Source organism: Eubacterium sp. F2 (assembly GCF_046244355.1).
Taxonomy (GTDB): domain Bacteria; phylum Bacillota; class Clostridia; order Peptostreptococcales; family Anaerovoracaceae; genus Aminicella.
In genome coordinates this window covers 45729-68293 of sequence record NZ_CP176393.1, presented here as the reverse complement: position 1 = coordinate 68293, position 22565 = coordinate 45729, and the positions used below count along the sequence as shown (strand labels likewise).

19 protein-coding genes are annotated in these 22565 nt (G+C 50.4%); 18 read left to right on the top strand and 1 reads right to left on the bottom strand.

The window, feature by feature from the left end; all coding sequences use genetic code 11:
* Positions 1-86: 86 nt before the first annotated feature.
* The 16 genes from clpP (at position 87) to ACI77B_RS00200 (ending at position 19421) form a co-directional block, all read left to right on the top strand.
* Positions 87-692 (top strand): ATP-dependent Clp endopeptidase proteolytic subunit ClpP, encoded by a 606-nt coding sequence (clpP, locus tag ACI77B_RS00275; protein ID WP_409336837.1) that lies wholly within the window; start codon positions 87-89, stop codon positions 690-692.
* Entirely contained in the window at positions 692-2020 is a 1329-nt protein-coding gene (gene clpX / locus ACI77B_RS00270; RefSeq protein WP_409336836.1) for an ATP-dependent Clp protease ATP-binding subunit ClpX, read from the top strand. The genes clpP and clpX overlap by 1 nt, the downstream gene beginning before the upstream one ends.
* Positions 2021-2123: 103 nt before the next feature.
* The gene (lon, locus tag ACI77B_RS00265; RefSeq protein WP_409336835.1) at positions 2124-4625 is read left to right on the top strand and encodes an endopeptidase La; all 2502 of its coding nucleotides are present in this window, start codon (positions 2124-2126) and stop codon (positions 4623-4625) included.
* A gap of 329 nt (positions 4626-4954) precedes the next feature.
* On the top strand, positions 4955-5554 hold the full coding sequence (gene yihA / locus ACI77B_RS00260) for a ribosome biogenesis GTP-binding protein YihA/YsxC (RefSeq protein WP_423245294.1): 600 nt from the start codon (positions 4955-4957) through the stop codon (positions 5552-5554).
* 136 nt (positions 5555-5690) lie between these two features.
* Positions 5691-6239 carry a hypoxanthine phosphoribosyltransferase gene (gene hpt, locus ACI77B_RS00255; protein ID WP_409336833.1) on the top strand — a complete coding sequence of 183 codons (549 nt, stop codon included), beginning with the start codon at positions 5691-5693 and terminating at the stop codon, positions 6237-6239.
* A gap of 21 nt (positions 6240-6260) precedes the next feature.
* Positions 6261-6929 (top strand): hypothetical protein, encoded by a 669-nt coding sequence (locus ACI77B_RS00250; protein WP_409336832.1) that lies wholly within the window; start codon positions 6261-6263, stop codon positions 6927-6929.
* Positions 6930-7007: 78 nt separating this feature from the next.
* On the top strand, positions 7008-7832 hold the full coding sequence (locus tag ACI77B_RS00245) for a PHP domain-containing protein (protein ID WP_409336831.1): 825 nt from the start codon (positions 7008-7010) through the stop codon (positions 7830-7832).
* A 215-nt stretch (positions 7833-8047) separates the two neighbouring features.
* On the top strand, positions 8048-9733 hold the full coding sequence (locus tag ACI77B_RS00240) for an MBL fold metallo-hydrolase RNA specificity domain-containing protein (RefSeq protein ID WP_409336830.1): 1686 nt from the start codon (positions 8048-8050) through the stop codon (positions 9731-9733).
* A 569-nt stretch (positions 9734-10302) separates the two neighbouring features.
* On the top strand, positions 10303-10605 hold the full coding sequence (locus ACI77B_RS00235; RefSeq protein WP_409336829.1) for a Dabb family protein: 303 nt from the start codon (positions 10303-10305) through the stop codon (positions 10603-10605).
* A 10-nt stretch (positions 10606-10615) separates the two neighbouring features.
* Positions 10616-12592 carry an ATP-dependent helicase gene (locus tag ACI77B_RS00230; RefSeq protein ID WP_409336828.1) on the top strand — a complete coding sequence of 659 codons (1977 nt, stop codon included), beginning with the start codon at positions 10616-10618 and terminating at the stop codon, positions 12590-12592.
* Between the two features lie 52 nt (positions 12593-12644).
* A complete protein-coding gene (locus ACI77B_RS00225; protein ID WP_409336827.1) occupies positions 12645-13454 on the top strand; it encodes an alpha/beta hydrolase in 810 nt (269 codons plus the stop codon).
* A 272-nt stretch (positions 13455-13726) separates the two neighbouring features.
* Positions 13727-14068: a hemoblobin-interacting domain-containing protein gene (locus ACI77B_RS00220; RefSeq protein ID WP_409336826.1), complete on the top strand. Its 342-nt coding sequence runs from the start codon at positions 13727-13729 to the stop codon at positions 14066-14068.
* Between the two features lie 227 nt (positions 14069-14295).
* Positions 14296-16083, top strand: a complete 1788-nt coding sequence (locus tag ACI77B_RS00215; protein WP_409336825.1) for a M24 family metallopeptidase — start codon at positions 14296-14298, stop codon at positions 16081-16083.
* Positions 16084-16325: 242 nt separating this feature from the next.
* A complete protein-coding gene (gene bioB / locus ACI77B_RS00210; RefSeq protein ID WP_409336824.1) occupies positions 16326-17342 on the top strand; it encodes a biotin synthase BioB in 1017 nt (338 codons plus the stop codon).
* The gene (locus ACI77B_RS00205; RefSeq protein WP_409336823.1) at positions 17329-17877 is read left to right on the top strand and encodes a biotin transporter BioY; all 549 of its coding nucleotides are present in this window, start codon (positions 17329-17331) and stop codon (positions 17875-17877) included. Before bioB ends, ACI77B_RS00205 begins: the two co-directional genes overlap by 14 nt.
* A gap of 173 nt (positions 17878-18050) precedes the next feature.
* Positions 18051-19421 (top strand): hypothetical protein, encoded by a 1371-nt coding sequence (locus ACI77B_RS00200; protein ID WP_409336822.1) that lies wholly within the window; start codon positions 18051-18053, stop codon positions 19419-19421.
* Here ACI77B_RS00200 and ACI77B_RS00195 read toward each other — a convergent pair.
* The gene (locus tag ACI77B_RS00195) at positions 19384-20424 is read right to left on the bottom strand and encodes a ribonuclease H-like domain-containing protein (RefSeq protein WP_409336821.1); all 1041 of its coding nucleotides are present in this window, start codon (positions 20422-20424) and stop codon (positions 19384-19386) included. The genes ACI77B_RS00200 and ACI77B_RS00195 overlap by 38 nt on opposite strands.
* Before the next feature lie 498 nt (positions 20425-20922).
* Here ACI77B_RS00195 and ACI77B_RS00190 point away from each other — a divergent pair, with 498 nt between their 5' ends.
* Complete coding sequence (locus ACI77B_RS00190) at positions 20923-21510, top strand: NUDIX hydrolase (protein ID WP_409336820.1); 588 nt, start codon at positions 20923-20925, stop codon at positions 21508-21510.
* Positions 21511-21556: 46 nt separating this feature from the next.
* On the top strand, positions 21557-22462 hold the full coding sequence (locus ACI77B_RS00185) for a tyrosine recombinase (RefSeq protein ID WP_409336819.1): 906 nt from the start codon (positions 21557-21559) through the stop codon (positions 22460-22462).
* The last annotated feature ends 103 nt before the right edge of the window (positions 22463-22565 follow it).

The following is a 22565-nucleotide window of genomic DNA, read 5'->3' as shown; positions in this document are numbered from 1 at the left end:
ATATAGATGATGCGCCGACGGGGTCTCTGACAGGGATCCCGTCGCGGTTCATCAGGATAAAATTTTTCAACCGAGAGGAGAAGGGAATGGCACTGGTACCTTATGTAGTAGAGTCGAGCGACAGAGGCGAGCGCTCATACGATATCTATTCTAGACTTCTGAAAGACAGAATTATTATTCTGGGTGAGCAGATTGATGACAGTGTTGCAAGCGTTGTCGTTGCACAGCTCTTGTTCCTGGAAGCTGAGGATCCGGGTAAGGATATCAGCATGTATATCAACAGCCCGGGCGGTTCTGTCACCGCAGGAATGGCGATTTATGACACCATGCAGTATGTAAAGCCGGATGTTTCCACCATCTGTGTGGGAATGGCCGCAAGCATGGGTGCCTTCCTGCTTTCCTCAGGAGCAAAAGGGAAACGGTATGCGCTTCCGAATGCAGAGATTATGATTCATCAGCCGCTGATTTCCGGAGGCGGAATCTCCGGACAGGCTACGGATGTCCGTATTCAGAGCGACTGGCTGCAGCATACCAAGGATAAGATGAACCGCATCCTGAGCCATAATACAGGAAAGGATCTGGAGATCATTCAGAGAGATACAGATCGTGACAACTTTATGGATGCCGCGGATGCCCGCGATTATGGCTTGATTGATGCAGTAATTGACAGAAGAGAAGGGGAAGATCGCTAATGGCATCAAACAGAGGTGACAATCAGGAGCTGCACTGCTCCTTCTGCGGCAAGCCGCAGAGTCAGGTCCGCCGTTTAATCGCCGGGCCTGGTGTGTATATCTGTGATGAATGTGTAGAAATGTGCAGCGGAATCATCCGTGAATCAGAACAGCAGCTTCATCCGGAATACAGTCAGGATTATGAGAAAACAGATAAGGATGCATACCGTTATCTGAAGCCGAAGGACATCTACAATAAACTGTCCGAATACGTTATCGGCCAGGACAGAGCCAAGAAGGCACTGTCCGTAGCGGTTTACAATCATTATAAAAGAATTTCCGGACTCACAGAGGACGAGAGAGACGGTGTAGAGCTCCAGAAGAGTAACATCATCATGCTCGGACCTACCGGATCCGGAAAGACACTGCTCGCAAAAACGCTTGCGAAGATTCTGGATGTTCCGTTCGCCATTGCTGACGCAACGGCGCTGACAGAAGCCGGATATGTCGGAGAAGACGTCGAGAACATTCTGCTCCGTCTGCTGCAGGCGGCCGACTATGATGTCGAGAAGGCACAGCGCGGCATCGTTTACGTCGATGAGATTGACAAGATTTCCAGAAAGAGTGAGAATCCGTCGATCACCAGAGATGTAAGCGGCGAGGGTGTTCAGCAGGCACTGCTGAAGATTCTGGAAGGTACAGTCGCCAATGTTCCGCCGCAGGGTGGACGCAAGCATCCGCATCAGGAGTTTATCCAGATTGATACGACGAACATCCTGTTCATCTGCGGAGGAGCTTTTGACGGACTGAACCGTATTATCCAGAGAAGAATGGGAGAAAATGTCATCGGATTCAATTCAGATGTTTCTCTGACCAAAGAAGAGGAAGAGAATCTCCAGCGCAATGTTGAACCTGAAGATCTGCTGAAGTTCGGACTGATTCCGGAGTTCATCGGACGTCTTCCGGTCATCGTAACACTGGACGAACTGACGGAAGATGCATTGATCCGCATTATGAATGAACCGAAGAACGCACTGATCAAACAGTATCAGAAACTGTTCGAGCTGGATGGTGTAGATCTTGAAATCGAAGATGACGCAGTCAAGGCGATTGCAGACAAGACACTGGAGCGTCACACAGGCGCCAGAGGTCTCCGTTCGATTTTTGAGAAGACCATGAATGATATCATGTTTGATATTCCATCCAGAGACGATATTGAGAAGTGCGTCATCACTAAGGATACGATCGAAAAGGATTCCAAGCCGCTGCTGGTGAAGGGAAAACAGCATAAAAAGTGGCTGGATGAGGGAGCAGACGAGAATCTGAAGGATCAGTCTGACGCTTCCTAAAGCAGAGCGTATCCGGAAGAATTTCCGCAGAAATCGGGCTGCCGCGGACTGCGGCTTCAGGGGGAAAGTCCAGAGTTTCTGAAAGTGGGGAAGGACGAGGTATATGAAGGAAGAATTTGAAAACAATCCTGCAGTCACAACGCCGGATTCTTCGAATCAGGGCGTGCGGCCAGCCGGAAAAGATTACGACAGCGGCATGGATGTAAAAGAAGTACTTCCGTGTGTACCGCTCAGGGGTGTAACGATTTTTCCGCATACAGTCGTGCATTTTGACATTGGCAGAGAGAAATCGATCCGGGCTCTTGAACGGGCCATGGCTACAGACAAGCTTTTATTCGTGTCCACGCAGAAAGATGAAAAAGTCCTGATTCCGATGGTTTCAGACATGTATCCGATCGGAACAGTCGTCCGCGTCAAGCAGATGCTGAAGATTCAGGGCGATGCCGTGCGGGTTCTCGTAGAAGGAATCTGCCGTGCCGTCATCGATGAATGCATTACAGAGGATAACTACATTTCCTGCACAGTAGACAGGATTGTAGAAAACATTACGGAAGACAGTCTGTCCATTCAGGACAAGGCCAGAATCCGTCTGATTGAAGACGCATTTTCAGAGTATGCTGCACTGAGCGCACAGATCGGCGATGAAGCAGTCGATAAAATCCTTGCAGAAAAGGATTCGGCGGCAAAGATCGATATGATGGCAAATGAACTGTTTGTCACCTCCGAGAAAAAGCAGAAGATCCTGAGTGCATTGGATTTCTCTGAGCGTCTGCAGATCATCGGCGAGATCATCGCTGAAGAAAATGAAATTGCAGCCGTTGAAAAGAAACTTGCCGCAAAGGTAAAGGAAAACATCGACAACAGCCAGAAAGAATACTATCTTCGTGAGAAGATCAAGGCCATTCAATCGGAACTGGGAAACGATGAAGATGCTGCTGCAGAAACCGCAGAATGGACAGAGAAGCTCGACGCGCTGAAACTGGACAAGAAAATTGACGAGAAAGTCCGCAAGGAAATCAAAAAATATGCAAGAATGGTTCCGTCCTCTGCAGAGAGTTCGGTCGTTCGCAACTATGTGGAAACCATCCTAGATCTTCCGTGGAATAAGTCTTCCCGTGTCAACCATGATATCAAGAAGGCAGAGAAGATCCTGAATGAAGACCATTACGGCATGGACAAAGTCAAGCAGCGTGTCCTCGAATATCTGGCCGTCACGCAGCTCTCCAAGGGAATCCACGGGCCGATCCTGTGCCTGGTAGGACCTCCGGGAGTTGGAAAAACGTCCATTGCGAAGTCTATCGCAAGAGCGACAGGAAGAGAATTCGTCCGCATGTCGCTGGGCGGCGTCAGAGATGAGGCAGAGATCCGGGGCCACAGAAGAACCTACATCGGAGCTATTCCGGGCCGTGTCATCAACGGAATCCGCGAGTCGGGCGTAAACAATCCGCTCTTCCTGTTCGATGAGGTGGATAAGATCGGAGCGGATTTCCGCGGCGATCCGGCATCGGCTCTTCTGGAAGTTCTCGACCCGGAGCAGAACAGCACCTTCACAGACCATTTCCTGGAAGTGCCGTTCGATCTGTCCAAGGTTATGTTCATTACAACCGCAAATACACTGGACACGATTCCGGAGCCTTTGCTGGACAGAATGGAGATCATCGAAGTTCCGGGCTACACAGAGGATGAAAAGGTTCAGATTGCTGAGCGTTATCTGATCAGAAAACAGGTGAAAGAGAACGGACTGAAGCAGAATCAGATGAAGATTTCTGATAATGCCATCCATGATCTGGTCAACTATTACACCAGAGAATCCGGCGTCCGTAATCTGGAGCGTGAAATTGGAAGCCTCTGCCGGAAGGTTGCGCGTAAAGTCGTGGAAAACCCGAAGAAGCAGAAGACCTACAATATCACGCCGAGAAACCTGGAAAAATATCTTGGAAAACACCGCTACTTCTATGATGTGGTGGAAGGCGAAGATCAGGTCGGCGTAGTTACCGGACTGGCCTGGACACAGGTCGGCGGTGTAACGCTGCAGATCGAGTGCGATGTCATCGAGGGAAACGGGAAGCTTCAGCTTACCGGACAGCTCGGCGATGTCATGCAGGAATCCGCCCGCATCGGAATCAGTTATCTGCGTTCCATTGCGGATAAGTACGGAATTGATATTGATACATTCAGAAAGAATGATCTTCATCTGCACATTCTGGAAGGTGCCGTTCCAAAGGACGGACCGTCTGCCGGCGTAACCATGTGCACAACCGTGATGTCTGCGATTACAGACACTCCGGTAAGAAGAGACGTTGCCATGACAGGTGAGATTGACCTTCGCGGAAATGTCATGCCAGTCGGAGGAATCCGTGAAAAGGTTCTGGCCGCACATCGCGCAGGAATCAAGAAGATCCTCCTTCCGAAGAAGAATGAACCGGATATGGAAGAACTTCCGCGTCAGGTACGCCATGACATTGAGTTTGTTCTGATTGACCGCGTCGAGCAGGCGTTTAAGGAGGCCTTCACACAGGATCCTTCCATCAACGCAAAGAAGCTTGCTGCGAAGTATGAGGAAAAACGCAAAAAGGAAGAAGAAGAGCATCGTAAAGACGCATAAGAAGAACCCCACCCTTCCACAACGCTGAAGCGCTGGCGGGTGCCCGGGAACCTTGTTGTCGTCTGACGATTAGACAATCTGACGGGGCTGCTCCAATGAAGCAAAAATAAATGCTTGGGGTGCAGCCCCGCTTTTGCTGTCTTGCAATGCTTTCTTCCTGATATAATAGAGACGGTGAATGTGAGGCAGAGAATGTCTTCTGGGCGGGCTTCAGAAAAATATAGAAACGGCGGAATCCGATATCCGGTTGATCTCTGTTTCCAGCGGGAAAAGGTTTATGAAATCCGCGAAATGCCTGAGGACTGAAAGAGAAAGGATAATCATCTATGTTGAAAATAGTGCAGTCAGAAATCGTCGCAACAGCCGTGCGGCCGCAGCAGTATCCGGCCGACAATCTTGCGGAGGTGGCTTTTGCCGGACGATCCAATGTCGGAAAATCTTCCCTCCTGAACCTGATCACGGGAAGAAAGAATCTGGCACGTGTCAGTGCATCGCCGGGAAAGACGCAGACCATCAACTTCTATCTGGTGAATAAAGACCACGATCCGTTCAGAATCGTCGACCTGCCGGGATACGGATACGCGAAAGTTTCTAAAAAGGTCACGCAGGACTGGGGCGAGATGATGGAAACCTTCCTGACCGGGCGTCAGGGCCTGAGAAAGGTGTTCCAGCTCGTGGATATCCGCCACAAACCGACGGCGCAGGACGTGCAGATGTATAACTTCCTGAAATACTATGACCTCGATGGGCCAGTGATTGCCACCAAGGCGGACAAGGTTTCTAAAAGAGAGGCGCAGAAACAGATGCAGATTATCCGCAAAACTCTGGATATGCGTCAGGATGCCGCGATTCTGCCGGTTTCAGCCCTGAAAAAGACAGGCGTGGATCAGGTGCTCGCTGCAATTGAGGAAATCGTCCGGATTGGTTAAGTTTATGAGAAGTTTAAGTAGATTATCGGTAAAAGCTGTGAAAGCCGGTAGACCTGAATGGATAAAAGTTATATGATAGAATAATCGAGGAAAATCATATGACCGGAAGCGCAGGCTTCCTAGAGAAGGAGACATAATGGCGGAAGAAAAGAACACGATGGGCAAGGTCCTGTTTACCGAGCAGGATATCTGTGATAAGGCGAAGGAACTCGGTGAGCAGATTACGCACGACTATCAGGGAGATGAGCTGATCGTCGTCGGAACGCTGAAAGGCGCAGTAATGTGGATGAGCGAGCTCGTAAAGCGCATCGATCTGGATCTGAAGATGGATTTTGTATCGGCCAGCAGTTACGGTTCTGGCACAACCAGCAGCGGAGTTGTAAAGATCACGAAAGACCTGAGTATGGACATTTACCAGAAAAATGTTCTGATCGTTGAGGATATTATTGACACAGGTACAACACTGAATTTCCTGACGAAGAAATTCAAGGAGCGCGGCCCGAAGAGTGTGAAGATCTGCACGATGCTGGACAAGCCGTCCAGAAGACGCGTCCCGCTGGCACCAGATTATAAAGGCTTTACCGTTGATGATCTGTTCATCGTAGGCTATGGCCTGGATTATGACCAGAAATACAGAAATCTGCCGTACATCAGCTATCTCGAGCCAGGAGACATCCAGGAATAAAAGGGAAAGGAGCGGACAACCATGCAGAAAACGAGTATTGGTTTTTCATTACTTACTGTCATTACTGTACCGCTTGCGATTATTCTTCTCAGTTCCAATATTGCGCTCCGTATTCCGCTGACCTATCAGTTCTATTTCACCGACAAGCAGGCGATCAGTTCTGCGGGATATGAGGTGACGGAAAGCCAGCTGAGCCACGAGATTGCGGCCAGTCTGAATTCAGTCAGCGGCGGTAAATTTCAGGTTTATGAGAAGAATGGCCAGTATAAGGACCCGATTTTCGGAACGAAAGATCAGGAAGTTGTCAGTCAGATCAGAAAGCAGCTGAATAAGGAACTTGTGGCAGGGATTTTTGCGCTGATTGCGTCAATTCTTCTGTTTGAGTTTACATTAAGGAAGAAAATGCCGGAATGGCTGACGGCGGAAGGGCAGTGGGCAAGCGGAATTGTCTGTGCGCTGCTGCTGCTTCAGGCCATCCTGGTGAACATCAAGTCGTTCAGGCTCTGGCTTTACAGCCATCTGGTGGGAATCACGCTGAAGAAGAGCGATGCACTGTACGCCATCATGCACCTGGGATTCGCGAAGGCATACCTGGTGTTCAGTACCCTGATCGCAGTGATTCTGCTCCTGCTGTTCGTCTATATTCTGGTGAAACGTACGAAGCCGAAGGGCATGATCTTCTATCAATAACGGAAAACTGCATGCGGGCAGGGACTTTTCACAGAAGCTGCCTGCCTGCATCTGCAGATAATAACTCGGGGAGGGGTTATGTTGCAGATAACAAATTTAGAAGATATTGAACATTTAAATATCGACCTGCACATGCATTCAACATACTCCGATGGTGTGAAAACACCGGAAGAATTAATCCGTATGCGGGCGGAAGAAGGATGCATTATGGCCGCAGTGACCGACCACGACGGAGCGGGCGGAGTTCCCGAGGCGCTTGCGGCAGGCCGGAAATACGGCGTTCAGGTCCTGAGTGGTATCGAACTGGGGACCCTTCTGGATCATCGCTATGAACTGCATATTCTCGGTTATGACTATGACATTCACAACGAGACACTCTGTCGGGAAATCGAGAAGATCCGCGAGTACCGCGATGGAAGAAACGATAAACTACTGAAGGTTTTTCAGGACAAAGGAATCAATATTACAAGGGAAGACCTGATGCAGCACCCGAACCAGGACTATATCGGAAAGCCGAACTTCGCGATGGCCCTGGAGAAGAAGGGCTACGTCAGCAGCGTTCAGGAAGCTTTTGATTCTCCTGAATATCTGTCCTCACCGGAATCCCTGGCCCTGAAGAAAATGGCCGTCGATCCCTTCGATGCACTGTCCTGGATCGCAGGAGCCAGCGGATACCCGGTTTGGGCTCATCCGATGGAGACAAAATCCAGACTGGACAAGAAGAGCTCCGGATACCGCGCCCTGATCCGGGAAATCGCGGAAAGACTGAAAGGCGGAGGCCTGAAAGGACTGGAATGCTGGCATCCTTCTGCAGACCGGGAAGATTCTCTCTGGCTGGAAAATCTGGCCGATGAACTGGGCCTGTTCAAGACCAAAGGCTCGGACTATCACGGGCTGCGCTGATGCAGATGCATCGTTTTCTGATTCACCGGGAACAGAAAAGGGTAACGATGAAGTAGACAGAGACGCCCGCCGCGGCGGGCAGCCGAGACAGAAAGTGGAAAAGAAACGCAGGGGAACTGCGAGTTTATAGTAATTGATAACAACGGAAGGAAGATCTCAGCATCTTCATTTCGCGAAAAAATTTTCGCAATTGTGATGCTATTAAGGAGGTTGAGATGAGAATTAGATTTTGCGGCGCAACAGCCGGCGTAACAGGATCCTGTCACCTGCTGATGACAGATAAACATAAAGTACTGCTGGACTGCGGACAGTTCCAGGGTGGAAAAGCGCAGGAAGCCATGAATGCCGAGCCTTTCCCCTTCGATCCGGAAGAGATTGAATGCGTGATTCTGAGCCACGCTCACATCGACCACTGCGGAAGACTGCCGCTTTTGGTGAAGAGGGGCTTTCACGGAAAAATTTACTGTACCAGCGCGACAGCCGATCTGCTGGGCGTCATGCTGCAGGACAGCGCCTACATCCATGAACGTGAAGCAGAATGGCAGAACCGAAAGAACACGAGAGCCGGAAAGCCAAAGGTCGAGCCGCTGTACACCGCGCAGGATGCTGTCAATACCATGCAGTACGTGCAGCCGGTCCTCTATCAGCAGCTGGTAGAGATCAATGATGAGATGCGGATTGTCTTCAATGATGCCGGCCATATTCTGGGATCCGCGATCACAGAAATCTGGGTGAAGGAAGATCACAGTGAGACCAAGATCGTCTTTACCGGTGACCTGGGAGAAACCGACCGCCCGATCCTGAAAGATCCGACTATTATCAAAAAGGCCGACTGTGTTATCATGGAGACCACATACGGCGACCGTCTGCACACCGAGCATGTGGGCGATGTCAAGAAACTCATCGATATCATTCTGAACACCACCCGCCGGGGAGGAACCGCGGTCATTCCGTCCTTTGCCGTCGGCAGAACACAGGAACTGATCTATCAGCTGAATCAGTTCTACGAGCATGATGAGCGCTATAAAGATGAGCTGAGCCGCCTGAATGTCTATGTCGACAGCCCGATGGCCATGACCGCAACCCAAGTATTCAGAAGGAATCCGCAGGTGTTTGACGAAGAAACGAAGAAACTGATCCTGTCCGGAGACGATCCGCTGGATTTTCCGAACCTGAAATTCACCAAGACCTCGGATGAGTCCCGTCAGCTGAATTTCGATCACTCGCCAAAGGTGATCATTTCTGCCAGCGGCATGTGCGATGCGGGAAGAATCCGTCATCACCTCAAGCACAACCTGTGGGACCCGAAGAGCAGCGTGATCTTCGTCGGCTACCAGGCCGTCGGAACACTGGGAAGAGCCCTGGTCGACGGCGTGAAAGATGTAACACTGTTCGGCGAGCAGGTACATGTCAACGCAGAAATCTACAACCTGCAGGGATTCTCCGCCCACGCAGACCAGCACGGACTCTTTACCTGGGCCGCCGGATTCCAGAAACCGCCAAAGCAGCTGTTCCTGGTCCACGGTGAACTCTCAGCCAAGGAGAACTTTGCCAAACTCCTGCACGATAAACTTGGCTATGACCCGATCGTCCTGAACGGCAATGCCGAATTCGAAATTTCCGGCACCGACGTCTCCCTGCTGAATCAGGAGACCGCCGAGCGCAGAGAAGCCGAAAATCAGGAAATTCAGCGTCTCCGCAACCAGATCTCCGAGATCCACTCCGATCTGGAGAACATCCTCTATAACGCCAACCTCGCCATGGGCAGCGGATTGTCCGAGGACCGCCTTATCCAGATGAACAATATCGTCCAGGAACTGAACAAGAGCACCATGGACTTGGGCGCAGCCGTCTCCGAAGCCGGCGAGGAAGAGAAACAGCAGATTCCGAAGAAGGTGTGATGCTGCGGGCGCTCGTCTGGCGCCTTCCAGCGTCGAGGAAGGGTAAAATTGAAATTTTGAGAAGAGCCGTCTGGCCGGATGTCCGGCCAGACGGTTACATTCGAATAAATATAAGGATAGAAGAAAAAACGGCCAGCAAACGTACCCAGTTTAAATTATTTTTATGTACAGAAAGAGGTTTTCGCCGAATAATACCAATGAATTTTCCAATTATGTACAGAACACCTTTTTTGCCGATAAATACAAAATCAATTGTGCACGAGTTGGGTGAATAAAAGGAAGGTGATGGAAGTACTGCCAGAACTATGGAAAACAGATGGGAGAAAAATAGGTGGACACAATAAGATACCAGAAGTTGCCATAAAACATGCTGTACGTTAACCAGAACGTGATCGATCAGTCAGAAATGAAATTCTGAAAGAGCCAGAGACCGCCACGCCTCTGGCTTTTTCATTTATCTATGCCTGCCCTCTGCCAATTCAACAGATGGACACTACTCCGCCTGCAGCATCCATGTTACAATAAGACTAACCATATATCTGTGAAATATTTTTGTAAAGGAGGCCCACATGGTCAGGCACATCATTTTATGGCAGCTGAAGGACGAGTACGACGAGGCGCGGAAGCAGGAGATCCGCCGTGGCATGAAGGAGGGTCTGGAGTCCCTGCAGGGAAAGGTCCCGGGACTTCTGACGATCGCGGTGCGGATTGACGGGCTGGCGTCATCGTCTGCGGACGCGATGCTGGACGCGGAATTTGAGGATGAGGCGGCGCTGAAAGCCTACCGCACGCACCCGGAGCACGTGAAAGTCGCGGATTCGCGCGTCCGTCCTTTTGTGAAAACTAGGGTGTGCATGGACTATGACGTTTAGGGGAGCTGAGTTGAAAGCAGAATTGGACAAAACTCAAACGGGCAAGGGGCTTCACTTGTCTGACGCGCAGCTGCGGGCGGTCCGGAAAACGGAGGGCCCGCAGCTTCTTCTTGCCGTCCCGGGAAGCGGAAAAACGACAACGCTGGTTGCCCGCCTGGGCTATATGATCCGCGAGAAGGGCATCCCGCCGGGAAGCATTCTGGTCATCACCTTTACGAAGGCTGCCGCGGAAGACATGCGCAGGCGCTTTGCATCGTTTTTTGGGGCGGAAACGGCGGAAAAGGTGCATTTCAGCACGATCAACAGTTTCTGCTATTCGGTGGTGCTGTTTTATGCAAAGATGTACCGCAGGAACAAGCCGAAGGATGAGACGAACAGTCCGGGAATCATCCGGATGCTGTATCCGAAGGTTTACGGCGGTTTCTCCAATGAAAACGATATTAAAGAACTGGATCAGCAGATTACTTACATTAAGAACATGCAGCTTGATGATGATGAGATCGAAAAGCTGAAGACTTCCGGAGGAGGCCTTCTGGTCAGAAAAATGTACGAGGCCTATCAGAACTTCCTGAAGGAGAATTACCTGATGGACTACGACGACCAGATTCTTTTTGCCCATCAGCTTTTGTCGAACCTGAAGCCTGTGCGGAAGCACTTCCAGAGGGAATTCCCCTATGTCTGCGTGGATGAGGCGCAGGACACGTCGAAGGTTCAGCATGATGTGATCCGGCTTCTGGCGGGGAAATCGCGGAATCTCTTCATGGTAGGGGATGAAGACCAGAGTATTTACGGCTTCCGGGCGGCCTATCCGAAGGCTCTGCTGGATTTTCGGGAGACCTATCCGGGCGCGGAGGTCTTGTTTCTGGAGACCAATTACCGCTCGGCAAGGAGTATCACGGAAATGGCGGCAAAGTTTATCACGGGAAATCAGAACCGCTATGAGAAGAAGATGCTGCCGGCGAGAAAAGAAAAGGGATCAGCGGAGATCGTGAAACTGAAGAGGCGGAATCTGCAGTACCGCTGGCTGGTGGAGCATCTTGAGGGAAGCTCTCAGGAGACGGCTGTCCTGTACAGGAATAATGACAGTGCGATTCCACTGATTTATGCGTTGAAAAAGGCGGGAATTCCCTGCAGAAGAAAGAATATGGACAGCCTGTTCTTTCAGAACCGGGTCGTGAGAGACGCCGCTGAAATTATGGAGTTTGCGCTGAATCCTTCTTCCACGCGGCTCTTCTGGGATCTCTACTATAAATTTTCTGTGCGGATCACGAAAAAGGCGGCCTTTCAGGCGGCGCACCATCCGTCCCGGCGTTCTGCGGATCCTCTGCTTCACGCCCTTGAGATTTCCGATGCACTGGGGCATAAGAAACGGGAGGAAGTGCGCAGGCTGAGGCTGAATTTCCAGAAGATGCGGCAGAGAAACAATGCCAGGGAGGCGGTCGCGGCCATCCGTTTTCAGATGGACTACAGCCACGCGAACAGTGAAAAACTGTTTCTCCTGCAGGCGCTGACGGATCAGGAGGAGACCATTGAGCAGTTTCTTGAGAAGCTTAAGGACATGGAGGAAGAACTGAATACCCCTCAGGATAAAGCCGCCATGCAGGAGAATCCGAAGATTGTCCTCAGCACGATTCACGCCAGCAAGGGACTGGAATATCCGCGTGTGATTCTGATGGACGCGGTTTCTGACATTCTTCCTGCCGCGGATAACGATATCGAAGAAGAACGGCGGATTTTCTATGTCGGAATGACCAGGGCCAGAGATTCCCTGCTTCTTCTGGATTATGAGAATGAAAGCTGTCCGTTTATCCGGGAGTGCAGCGGGAAAAATGCCGGCTGGAAGCCTGGCAGTACGGTTGTTCATAAGAAGTTCGGAAAGGGCAGGGTGGTTTCTAACGATGGAAAGACGATTGTCGTTGATTTTCAGAGGAGGGGAAGAACCAGCATGAAGCTGGATCTTTGTATAGAAAAGGGTCTGCTGCGCTAGCAATGTGGGTATAAATACAGGGATGAGAGAGTGATGAGCGAAGGAGGTCTGCATGATTTACCAGAGTATTCCGCTTCGCGGTGGAAAAGCGAAATTAACCACATATATTCATGAGGGCACGCAGAACGGGAAGAAAGTGGCCAAAAGGCCGGCGCTGATCGTTGTGCCGGGCGGTGCGTACGCGGTTCACGCAGATGAAGAGGCGGAGCCGGCGGCGCTGACTTTCCTAGCCCGCGGTTACAGTACTTTTGTGCTGGATTACTCGCTGAATGAGGAATCGGGATATCCGAACACCCTGCAAGAAGCCGCGGAGGCCGTAAAAACCGTGCGTGAACATGCAGATGAATGGAACATTGATTCCCGCCAGATTTTTATGATGGGATTTTCCGCAGGTGCACATACCACGGCAATGCTGGCGGCAGAGTGGAAATCATCCGGAATTGCAGATGTTCTTGGCTGCAGTCCGCAGCTGATCCGTCCGGATAAGGCCGTCCTCTGTTACGGCGCAATGAAGATCCTGCATGCTGAGGAGGGGAAGGACGGCCGCGCCGTTCCGGCCATTAAAAGCCAGAAGGCTCCCGAGACAGATGTGGTTTCCTGTATCGGAAAAGACACCGTTCCGCTGTTTCTCTGGCACTGCCGCTATGACCGCATGGTTCCCGCGTCCCATTCCATGATGATCGCAGAAAAGATGCTGGAATATAATCGTCCTTTTGAACTTCATCTCTTCCAGGCAGGCGATCATATGATGTCCGTAAACAACAGAACGACGGATCCGAAGGGAAAAGAAATCGATGAGAGCGTCTCTCAGTGGGTGCCGCTCTGCGATATGTGGCTGAGAAGAAAAGACAGTCACCACTAATCAGAAATTATGATAATCCCTTGCAGGCCATTGGGTCCGCAGGGGATTTTATATGCAGTGAAAACTCTCTTGCGGAATAAATAGGAGTATGATATATTTAACTGAGGTTAGATAGTTCGAATATAGATGTAGGGAATCCCCGGTACTAACCAACGGCAGCAGGTACTTACACGCTGAAGCTGAAGGCGAGTCATTATGATGAGCAGCAGATTACGATTCAGGTAGGTGAGCAGGCAGATGCTGCCGGCGCGGGAGAAACAGCCGGGAAGAAAATGACCGTTGTGCCGGAGCTGTACTTCGATCAAAATCAGCACTATCTTCAGCTGAAGAGCTATAATCAGGATTTCCTGACCTGGTTAAAGAAGATTCAGTCGGTTTCTGTCAATGATGCCGAACTGAAGCCGGATAAGAACACCTGGTCTGTAAATGCCTGCGGAGTCAGTGACTCCTATGTGGCCGGGGAGTCTTCTCTGGCGCTGACTTCAGATACTCTGAAGACCGGCGGTAACACCGTGAAAATCAAAGCGGACGGATATGAAGAGGTCACGCTGAAGATTACGAGAACAAAAGGAGACGGCTGGTTTACTCCGGATACGTTTGCGATTGAAAAATAAAATGAGAGCAGAATAACAATTAGAGACCGCAGAGGCAGAGCATGCCGAAGCGGTCTCTTTTCTGCCATCCTCACAGAAAAACCATATAGCGACATTGAGGCAATGGGAATACTGTGATAAAATGATTAATTGGGACATGGGTAATTTTCTGTGTCTCTTAATCCAATATGGTGCTTTTACAGATTCCTACACGCAGGGGTCAGATAAAGGTAGAGAGGTGAAACAAAATGAAAAAAGAAATTGTAGAGCTTCGTGAGAAAATGAAAGAGAACGGAATTGACGTATATTTCGTTCCATCCGGTGACTACCACAGTTCCGAGTACGTAAATGATTACTTCAAGGAGCGTGAGTTTGCTTCCGGTCTGACCGGTGAATCCGGTGAGCTGATCGTTGACAGCGAGGGCGCTTATCTGTGGACTGACGGAAGATATTTCCTGCAGGCTGAGACACAGCTGGCAGGTTCTGAGATTGAGCTGATGAGAATGGCTGAGCCGGGCGTTCCGACGGTTGAAGAATTCCTGGAAGACCTGGCTAAGAAGCATAAGGGCTTCACATTCGGATACTACGGCCGCGTTCTGAACGCAGACAGAGGAAATGAGCTGAAGGATCTTCTGAGTAAGTATGACGTTCAGTTCAAGCTGGATAAGGACCTGGTGGGAGAAGTCTGGACAGACAGACCGGAACTGAAGCCGACAGAAATTTACGAGCTGCCGCTTTCCACAGTTGGAAAGACATGCGAGCAGAAGCTTGCTGATGTCCGCAAGGCGATGGCAGACAAGGGTGCTGACTACCTGCTGATCACAGATCTGATGGAGAGTGCATGGCTCTTCAACCTGCGTGCAGATGATATCGCATATACACCGGTATTCTTCGGATACACACTGCTGAGCCAGGACGACGTCAAGCTGTTCGTCATGGACGGAGCACTGAAGAAAGACGCATCCGGCAAGCCGGTACTTCCTTCTGACCAGCTTGATTTTGTCCAGGTCGGAGACTACTACGACATCGACAAGGCTGTCGCTGCTCTGCCTGCTGACAAGACTCTGTGGGTTGACGAGGGAACATGCAACTACCTGCTGAGCCTGCAGATTCCTTCCGGCATGAAGGTTGTCAATGAGATGACTCCGATCGCCATGATGAAGGCGCAGAAGAACGAGACAGAGATCAAGAGCACGCTGAACGCTCATCTGAAGGACGGCGTTGCCATGGTCAACCTCATTTACTGGCTGAAGAATCATGTCGGCAAGGAAAAGATCACAGAGCTGGACGTTGCTGCCAAGCTGAGAGGCTTCCGTGCTGAGCAGGAGGGATTCTTCGATATCTCCTTCGAGACCATTGCAGGATATGGAAAGAACGCTGCTGTCATCCACTACGCACCGACTCCTGAGACAGACACAGAACTGCAGCCGGAAGGCTTCCTGCTGCTGGACTCCGGCGGGCACTACATGGACGGTACGACAGACATTACCAGAACCATCAAGCTCGGACCTGTCACCCAGGAAATGATCGACGGATACACTTACGTTCTGAAGTCCCACATTGCTATGGCAACTGCTGAGATCACACCGGATCAGAACGGAATTGATCTGGACAGAATCACCAGAGCTCCGATGAGAGCTGCAGGACTGGACTTCAAGCACGGCCTGAGCCACGGCATCGGCCACCTGCTGAGCGTTCATGAGGGACCGAACATCCTGAGAAGAGTTCCGACTCCGATCGAGCTGAGACCGAACATGGTTATGTCCGATGAGCCGGGTCTGTACATCGACGGAAAGTACGGCGTCCGTATCGAGAACGAGGTTCTGCTGAAGCAGAATGAGAAGGGCAACATCGTATTCCAGAGCATCACATACTGCCCGTATGAGAGAGAATGCATCAACACCGCTCTTCTGACCGATGAAGAACTCGAGTGGGTCAACAACTATAACAAGGACCTGCGTGAGAAGCTCGTTCCGCTGCTTGGCAAGGAGCAGGCTGAATTCGTCATGAAGGAGACTGAGCCTCTGACGAAGTAATTCGGATACAAGACACAGATAAACATGCGCTTTTTTGTGATTTCTTTCAATTGTCACCTTGTTTTCTGGTGACAAAGGTTGACAATCAAGAGCAAGACGTGTAATATTAAAGCTGTTCCACGGCAGCTGGTGATGTTCACCGGCTCCGTGCCTCAGCTTTTTTCTTTTGTCTGCATGCGGCAAAAGAAGAAGCGCAAGGAAGTAAACTACTGTTATATATTCAATCAATCAGGATAAATAAAATGGATTATCTGAATCTTGCGGAAGAAATTATTCAGGGAAAGCGTCTGAAAACGAGGGAAGAAGGTCAGCTTCTTCTGGACGCGCTGACGGAGAAAGAGCAGAAACAGCTGAGAGCCGGTGCGGATAAGATCCGGGAAGCCCTCTGCGGAGACAAAGTGGATCTCTGCTCCATCATCAGCGGCAGAAAGGGCGGATGTTCAGAAGACTGCAAGTTCTGCGCCCAGTCGGGGACCAGCTGCTCCGGCATTGGAAACTACGGATTCCTGCCGGATGACGTGTTCATGGAAGACTGTGAGAAACACTATAAAAAGGGTGTGGACCGCTACTCCATCGTTACGGCGGGGAGAAATCTCTCCGACAGGGATCTGGACGATGCAGTGAGAGTGTTCCATAAAATGCATGAAAAGTATCCGGACATCGGACTCTGTGCCTCACATGGACTGGAGAGCCAGGAGGCATTCGACCGCCTGAAGGCTGCTGGCGTGGACATGGTGCACTGCAATATCGAAACATCCAGACGATATTTCCCGCAGGTCTGCAGCACACATACTTTTGAGGATAAGCTGGAGACGATCAAAAGAGCCCAGAAGGCCGGACTGAAAATCTGCTGCGGCGGAATCATCGGCATGGGAGAGAGCTGGCAGGACCGGCTGGACATGGCCCTGACCATCGCGGAAATCGGAGCGAAGTCGGTTCCGCTGAATGTGCTGATTCCCATTAAAGGAACGCCGTTTGGAGATCTTCCGCTTATGTCCAGAGAAGACATTCTGAAGACCGTGGCGATTTTCCGCTATATCAATCCGGAGGCGCAGATCCGGATCGCGGCGGGACGCTACCGTTTCCCGGACGGAGGGACGGAGCTGTTCAGGTCGGGAGCCAATGCGACGATTACAGGCGATATGCTGACGACAACGGGAAACAACATACAGGAAGACCGGACTATGCTGAAAGAAATGGGATTTGAGATTCATGAAGTTCCGGAAGTAAGAGAGGAGAGCAGCCATGCGTTCGAGTAAAATTAAAGATATGACATTTATCGCAGTGATGACGGCGGTCATCTGTATTATGGGACCGCTGTCCATTCCAATTGGCCCGGTTCCGGTATCTCTGACCAACCTGGCTCTGTACATTACCATTTATGTTCTCGGGACCAGGCGTTCGGTCATTGCCTGCGGACTCTATCTTCTGATCGGTCTTGTGGGGCTTCCGGTATTCTCCGGATTCACAGGCGGCCCGCAGAAGCTGGTCGGACCGACAGGCGGATATCTGATCGGATTCATCTTCATGACCCTTGTTGCCGGACTGATTGTCGACCACTTCTATGAGAAGCGTATCATCAGCTTCTTAGGCATGTTCATTGCCACATGGATTCCGTATATGATGGGAACCTTCTGGCTGGCATACTCGGCACACATGAAGTTTTCCGCTGCCTTTGCCGCAGGTGTTCTTCCATTCATCATCGAGGATATGGTAAAGATGGGCATTGCGGCTGTCGGCGGACCGGTGCTGAAGGAACGTCTTTCCAGAGTCGGTCTTCTTGCGCGTGCATAATTTGTCAGGATAACTCCATTTCAAACACAATATATAGCAAGGAAAAGGTGCTTCCCGGATTGTACATATTCGGGAGGCCCTTTTTTTGCGGTTTTATGGTATAATAGAAGCTATACAAGTCTGTACGTTAACTTTTGTCAGAAAGGCAGAATAAAAATAGTATGAGAAAGCTAGTGTATTCAAAACTGCATGAGAAGTACGGGGATAATCCGGACCCGAGGATCAGGAAGAGAACGGACCTGGAGCTGCGTCTGATGGAGATGTATCATCTTGCGGACCAGCTCAGAGCAGTCTATGATCTGGCCATGGATCTGAAGGAAAAGAAGATTCCTTATGCGATGGGAGGGGAAAGCGGAAATTCGCTGCTTCTCTATCTCCTTGGAATTACGGAAACCAATCCGCTTCCGGCACATTACTATGATCCGGAACGCCAGACCGTAGAGTTTGCCTATGATCTGGGTCATCAGGAGAGACGTTACCGCACGCTGATGAAGATCCGTGACGGTTATGATCTTCCGGAGAGGGGATTCGATCATGAAGGAACCTGGGAGTCCGATGGTCACGAGCTGGCGCCGGAACTGTTCTGGGGAAATGAACCGGTGGAAATGGGAAGAATGAAGTCTCCCCAGATTTCCATGCGTGTGCCGGTGAAGGCATTCGGAGATGTTAAGCGTTTCCTGAAGGATCAGCCGGCCCTTACCCAGTCCGGAAAGACAGAGAGCGATGGAATCGGATTTACCTGCGGCTGTCTTCATGTCATCAGCAGCATCATTCTTCCGGAAAGCAGTGAATCCTGGTATCAGCCCATGGATGCATCCAGAATCCGTGACTACTGTGTCACGCACTTCCAGTCGATCCTGAAGCTGGATAACGGAAAGGTCCGCCCGCAGACCTTCCTGGGTGTTCTGAAGATGTACGGATTATCGAGAGGAAGCTGGTCCAATATTGTCAACCAGAAGGCCGTCGTGCTGCAGAGCGGAGAGGACGATACTGTATATACACTGAAAGATTTTGCTTATTCTCTGGATGTTGTGCCTGCTTTTTATGATGAAGTCATGGATACGCTGATCGGTGAGGGCATGGACAGAAGCCAGGCCTATGAAGAGGCGGAGCGTGTTCATCACGGCCGGGGACTTACGGGAGGACTTACCAGAGTCTATTATGAAAATAACCGCCTGCCGTGGTGCAACTATGCGATTCATCTTTTTCCGAAGGCGCACGGAATCGAATACATGATTATGTGCTACCGGATTGAACGGGACAGACAGATGAAGGCACAGAAAGAGGCAGAAAAGCAGCTTGAGCAGGAAAGAATCGCCGGAAAAGAAATGACCAAGCATGAGCTTGGCCATCAGGAAACGATTGAAATCAAGGCTGATGAAGCCTGGAAGCTGAGAGACGAAGATCCGAGGCTTCATAACAGAAATCTTGAGACGGAAAAGACCGGACAGTATCCGTCAGCGGATCAGCGCAGAAAAGCAGCGGAAGCGGAAGACCGCCGCGGTATCAGTCCTGCGGATCCAGGAAGGGGCGCAGAGTCTTAAGGAAGGCCAGAAGAAATCCGTTGATTCCAAGGTAGTTAATCCGTCTGTGGTGGGCGTAGATCAAATAGCCGCTCTCGATTCCGGGAAGTCTGGAAAAGGAGAACTGATCTTCGAAAGCAGCGCTGCTGCTGCATCCTAATATGGATGCGGCATCCAGCACTGAAATGCCGTCAGACGGATGCTCCGGAAGAAATTCCAGCTCCGCTTCCCTGGATTTTGAAGAAGCTGTCAGATGATAGGGTTTTTCCGCGGTCGGGAAGACAATGGCATCGCTGATCGGAAGCCGGGATTTTACGTCTGCCTTAAGGCCGCGGTCGGTCGTGTGGATTTTTCCCGTGGTAAAGGCTGCTGAAGGCAGACCCAGATGGAACATAGCGCGGTGGAGGTCGCAGTTTTCCAGAATTGGAAGAATCCGGAGAAGCTGCAGGATATCATCATGGTTGTGCAGCATGATAGTCTGAAAAAGCCGGTCCTCTCCGGTGTTCAGATATTCCATGTAAAGCCGTACACTCTCACCGCCGTCGATTTCATCATCACGGGCGCTGGAAAGCCCCATATAGATTTCAATGCTTTTCTGCCGGAGAGAAGGAAGAACCTGATGCAGTGGAGAATAATTGCGAATCACCTGATACAGATCCAGATCATAAGGAGCTTCGATCGTCAGATGATATTTTTTTGCCCGCGTCTGAAGAAAAGGAATGTCGAAACGGCGTCCGTTATATGTGATGACGCAGTCCAGGGTCTGAAGAATCTGATCGGCAGCCAGGAGCAGGTCCTTTTCTTCTTCCGGAGACTGGGCGAACAGCTGAACGGCGTGCATGACAGAATTCCCCTCCGCATCCTTTTCCGGCAGGACGAAACCGATGAGGATCACCTTGTCCCTGTAAGGCCTCAGTCCCGTCGTTTCAATATCTAATACGCCGCACTTAAGCGGGCTGAAGTACATGTCAAAGGCCTTGCTCTCGTAAGGCGCTTCTTTTATATAGTCATCTTGTCTGATCATGGGCAGATTCTGTCCCTTTCTGTTTTATCAAAATTTAGTAAAAGGGAAAACAATTTCCCGATTTGAAGTTACGCAGCCGGCAGGGCCGGATGCTGCTTTTTATATACCCCATTCCGGCGCTGGAAAAAGATTTTCCTTTTTTCACCGGCTGTCCGGATGTGGAATCTGGATGCGCACAAAGCGTCCAGATAAAATGAAAATGGACTGCAGGGAATGCAGTCCATCGTTCAAAAGGGGTATTGGGATTAGAGATTAATGAGGTTATCAGGGGGATAACCACAGCTATTATTATAGCGCGGCAGCGTCTGAATTGCAAGATGTACAAGAATGTATCCTTAATTTTTCACCACTTCTTTCCCTGATGTTGAAAAGAATTTGTCATCTGCCTTCATAGAAATGAAAGAGATTTTGTGATAGAATATGAGTTACAATAACCAGTAATGGTAAATCAGAAACAGGTAACATTTTCATTCTATTTGCATAAAGACGGAGAAAGCTATGGCATTTGAAGAAAAACAGCTGAAATCGAAATATATTTACCGCGGTCACATTCTGAATCTGCGTCTGGACACGGTTCAGGCCGTCAGCGGAGAGGCGCAGCGCGAGATCGTCGAGCATCTTCCGGCAGTGGGCATGGCGGCTCTGAAGAGGGACGGGTCCTTTCTGATGGAACACCAGTTCCGCTACGCCATCGGGGAGGTCAATTTTGAGATTCCTGCCGGTCTGATGGAGAAAGGCGAGAAGCCGGAGACTTCCTGTGTAAGAGAACTCCGCGAGGAGACCGGCTATACTCCGGAGAAGGTCCGCTTCCTGACAAAATGTTACTCGTCGGCGGGATTCACCGACGAGACCTGCTACATCTTCCTGTGTACAGGTCTCAGCAAGGGAGAACGGGATCTGGACGATGATGAGTCCATCGATGTTCTGGAAATTCCTATCGACGAGATGGAAGAAAAGGTATTGAAGGGAGAAGTTCCGGACGTAAAGACCCAGTCTGCGGTTCTCTTTACTGCAGCACTGATCAGAAAGGGCGAACTGGATGATCAGCTTGATCCTGAAGTTCTGAAGAAGTTCGGACGAGCATAGTAAACAGAAATTCAGCAGAAAAGGGTGAAGAAATAACAGAAAGACGATGACAGAAACAGTAATGATTGAACAGTTTATCGAGGATCTGAAAGAGAAGAAAAATCTTTCTAAAAATACAATGGACGCCTACCGCCAGGATCTGCGGCATTTTCACGAGTTTCTGCAGGAAAGAAATATGGGAGATCTGCAGGATGCCACGAACACCAGTGTCGTGGCCTACATGCTGGCCATGAAAAATGAGGGCAAATCCAAGTCGACGGTGAACAGAAGACTCGCGTCGCTCAGGTCCTTTTACCGCTGGCTGCTCGACAAGGGCATGATTAAGGAAAATCCGGCGGCATCCATCCGTTCCCCGAGAATCGAGCATAAACAGATCCAGTATCTTTCCATCGCAGAAGTGGAAAAACTCCTGGAAATGCCAGATGATTCGGTGAAGGGAAAACGCGACCGGGCGATTCTGGAAGTTCTGTATGCAACAGGAATCAGAGTCAGCGAAGCGGTGGAACTCAAAGTTTCCGATGTCGACTTGCGCATGGGTTTTGTCGCCTGCAGCGGACAGCACGGACGTGCCAGAATCGTGCCGATGGGAAAACCCGCCCAGCGCGCCCTGAAGGACTATATGAACAGCTCCAGAAAGATCCTGATGAAGGACGGCGATCCGGACGACCGGAACGGAGTTCTGTTCGTCAATTACCTGGGGAAACCCTTCTCTCGCCAGGGCATGTGGAAGGTCCTGAGAAAATACGGAGAGATGGCTGGCCTTCAGGAAAAGCTGACGCCGCAGTCCATCAGGAACTCTTTCGCCATGCATATGGTGCAGAACGGCATCGACATCAAGTCTCTGCAGGAGCTGATGGGGCATGAGGATATCACTGCGACGCAGGTTTACTTCGGCAGCACCAGAAAACGGATTAAGGACGTCTATGACCGGACGCATCCGCGGGCGGAATAATCCGGTCTGAAAATAAAAAATATCGGCCCTTCAGATGTTTTCTCCTTGCAATCTGAGGCTCCGCGCGGTATACTATTCGGGTATGACGGGCGTTCCTCTGGAT

What these genes read in the sequence shown, in the direction of transcription:
- clpP (WP_409336837.1), top strand. Translation starts at nt 87, where the DNA reads ATGGCACTGGTACCTTATGTAGTAGAGTCGAGCGACAGAGGCGAGCGC.
- clpX (WP_409336836.1), top strand. Translation starts at nt 692, where the DNA reads ATGGCATCAAACAGAGGTGACAATCAGGAGCTGCACTGCTCCTTCTGC.
- lon (WP_409336835.1), top strand. Translation starts at nt 2,124, where the DNA reads ATGAAGGAAGAATTTGAAAACAATCCTGCAGTCACAACGCCGGATTCT.
- hpt (WP_409336833.1), top strand. Translation starts at nt 5,691, where the DNA reads ATGGCGGAAGAAAAGAACACGATGGGCAAGGTCCTGTTTACCGAGCAG.
- ACI77B_RS00250 (WP_409336832.1), top strand. Translation starts at nt 6,261, where the DNA reads ATGCAGAAAACGAGTATTGGTTTTTCATTACTTACTGTCATTACTGTA.
- ACI77B_RS00245 (WP_409336831.1), top strand. Translation starts at nt 7,008, where the DNA reads ATGTTGCAGATAACAAATTTAGAAGATATTGAACATTTAAATATCGAC.
- ACI77B_RS00240 (WP_409336830.1), top strand. Translation starts at nt 8,048, where the DNA reads ATGAGAATTAGATTTTGCGGCGCAACAGCCGGCGTAACAGGATCCTGT.
- ACI77B_RS00235 (WP_409336829.1), top strand. Translation starts at nt 10,303, where the DNA reads ATGGTCAGGCACATCATTTTATGGCAGCTGAAGGACGAGTACGACGAG.
- ACI77B_RS00225 (WP_409336827.1), top strand. Translation starts at nt 12,645, where the DNA reads ATGATTTACCAGAGTATTCCGCTTCGCGGTGGAAAAGCGAAATTAACC.
- ACI77B_RS00220 (WP_409336826.1), top strand. Translation starts at nt 13,727, where the DNA reads ATGACCGTTGTGCCGGAGCTGTACTTCGATCAAAATCAGCACTATCTT.
- ACI77B_RS00215 (WP_409336825.1), top strand. Translation starts at nt 14,296, where the DNA reads ATGAAAAAAGAAATTGTAGAGCTTCGTGAGAAAATGAAAGAGAACGGA.
- bioB (WP_409336824.1), top strand. Translation starts at nt 16,326, where the DNA reads ATGGATTATCTGAATCTTGCGGAAGAAATTATTCAGGGAAAGCGTCTG.
- ACI77B_RS00205 (WP_409336823.1), top strand. Translation starts at nt 17,329, where the DNA reads ATGCGTTCGAGTAAAATTAAAGATATGACATTTATCGCAGTGATGACG.
- ACI77B_RS00195 (WP_409336821.1), bottom strand. Translation starts at nt 20,424, where the DNA reads ATGATCAGACAAGATGACTATATAAAAGAAGCGCCTTACGAGAGCAAG.
- ACI77B_RS00190 (WP_409336820.1), top strand. Translation starts at nt 20,923, where the DNA reads ATGGCATTTGAAGAAAAACAGCTGAAATCGAAATATATTTACCGCGGT.
- ACI77B_RS00185 (WP_409336819.1), top strand. Translation starts at nt 21,557, where the DNA reads ATGACAGAAACAGTAATGATTGAACAGTTTATCGAGGATCTGAAAGAG.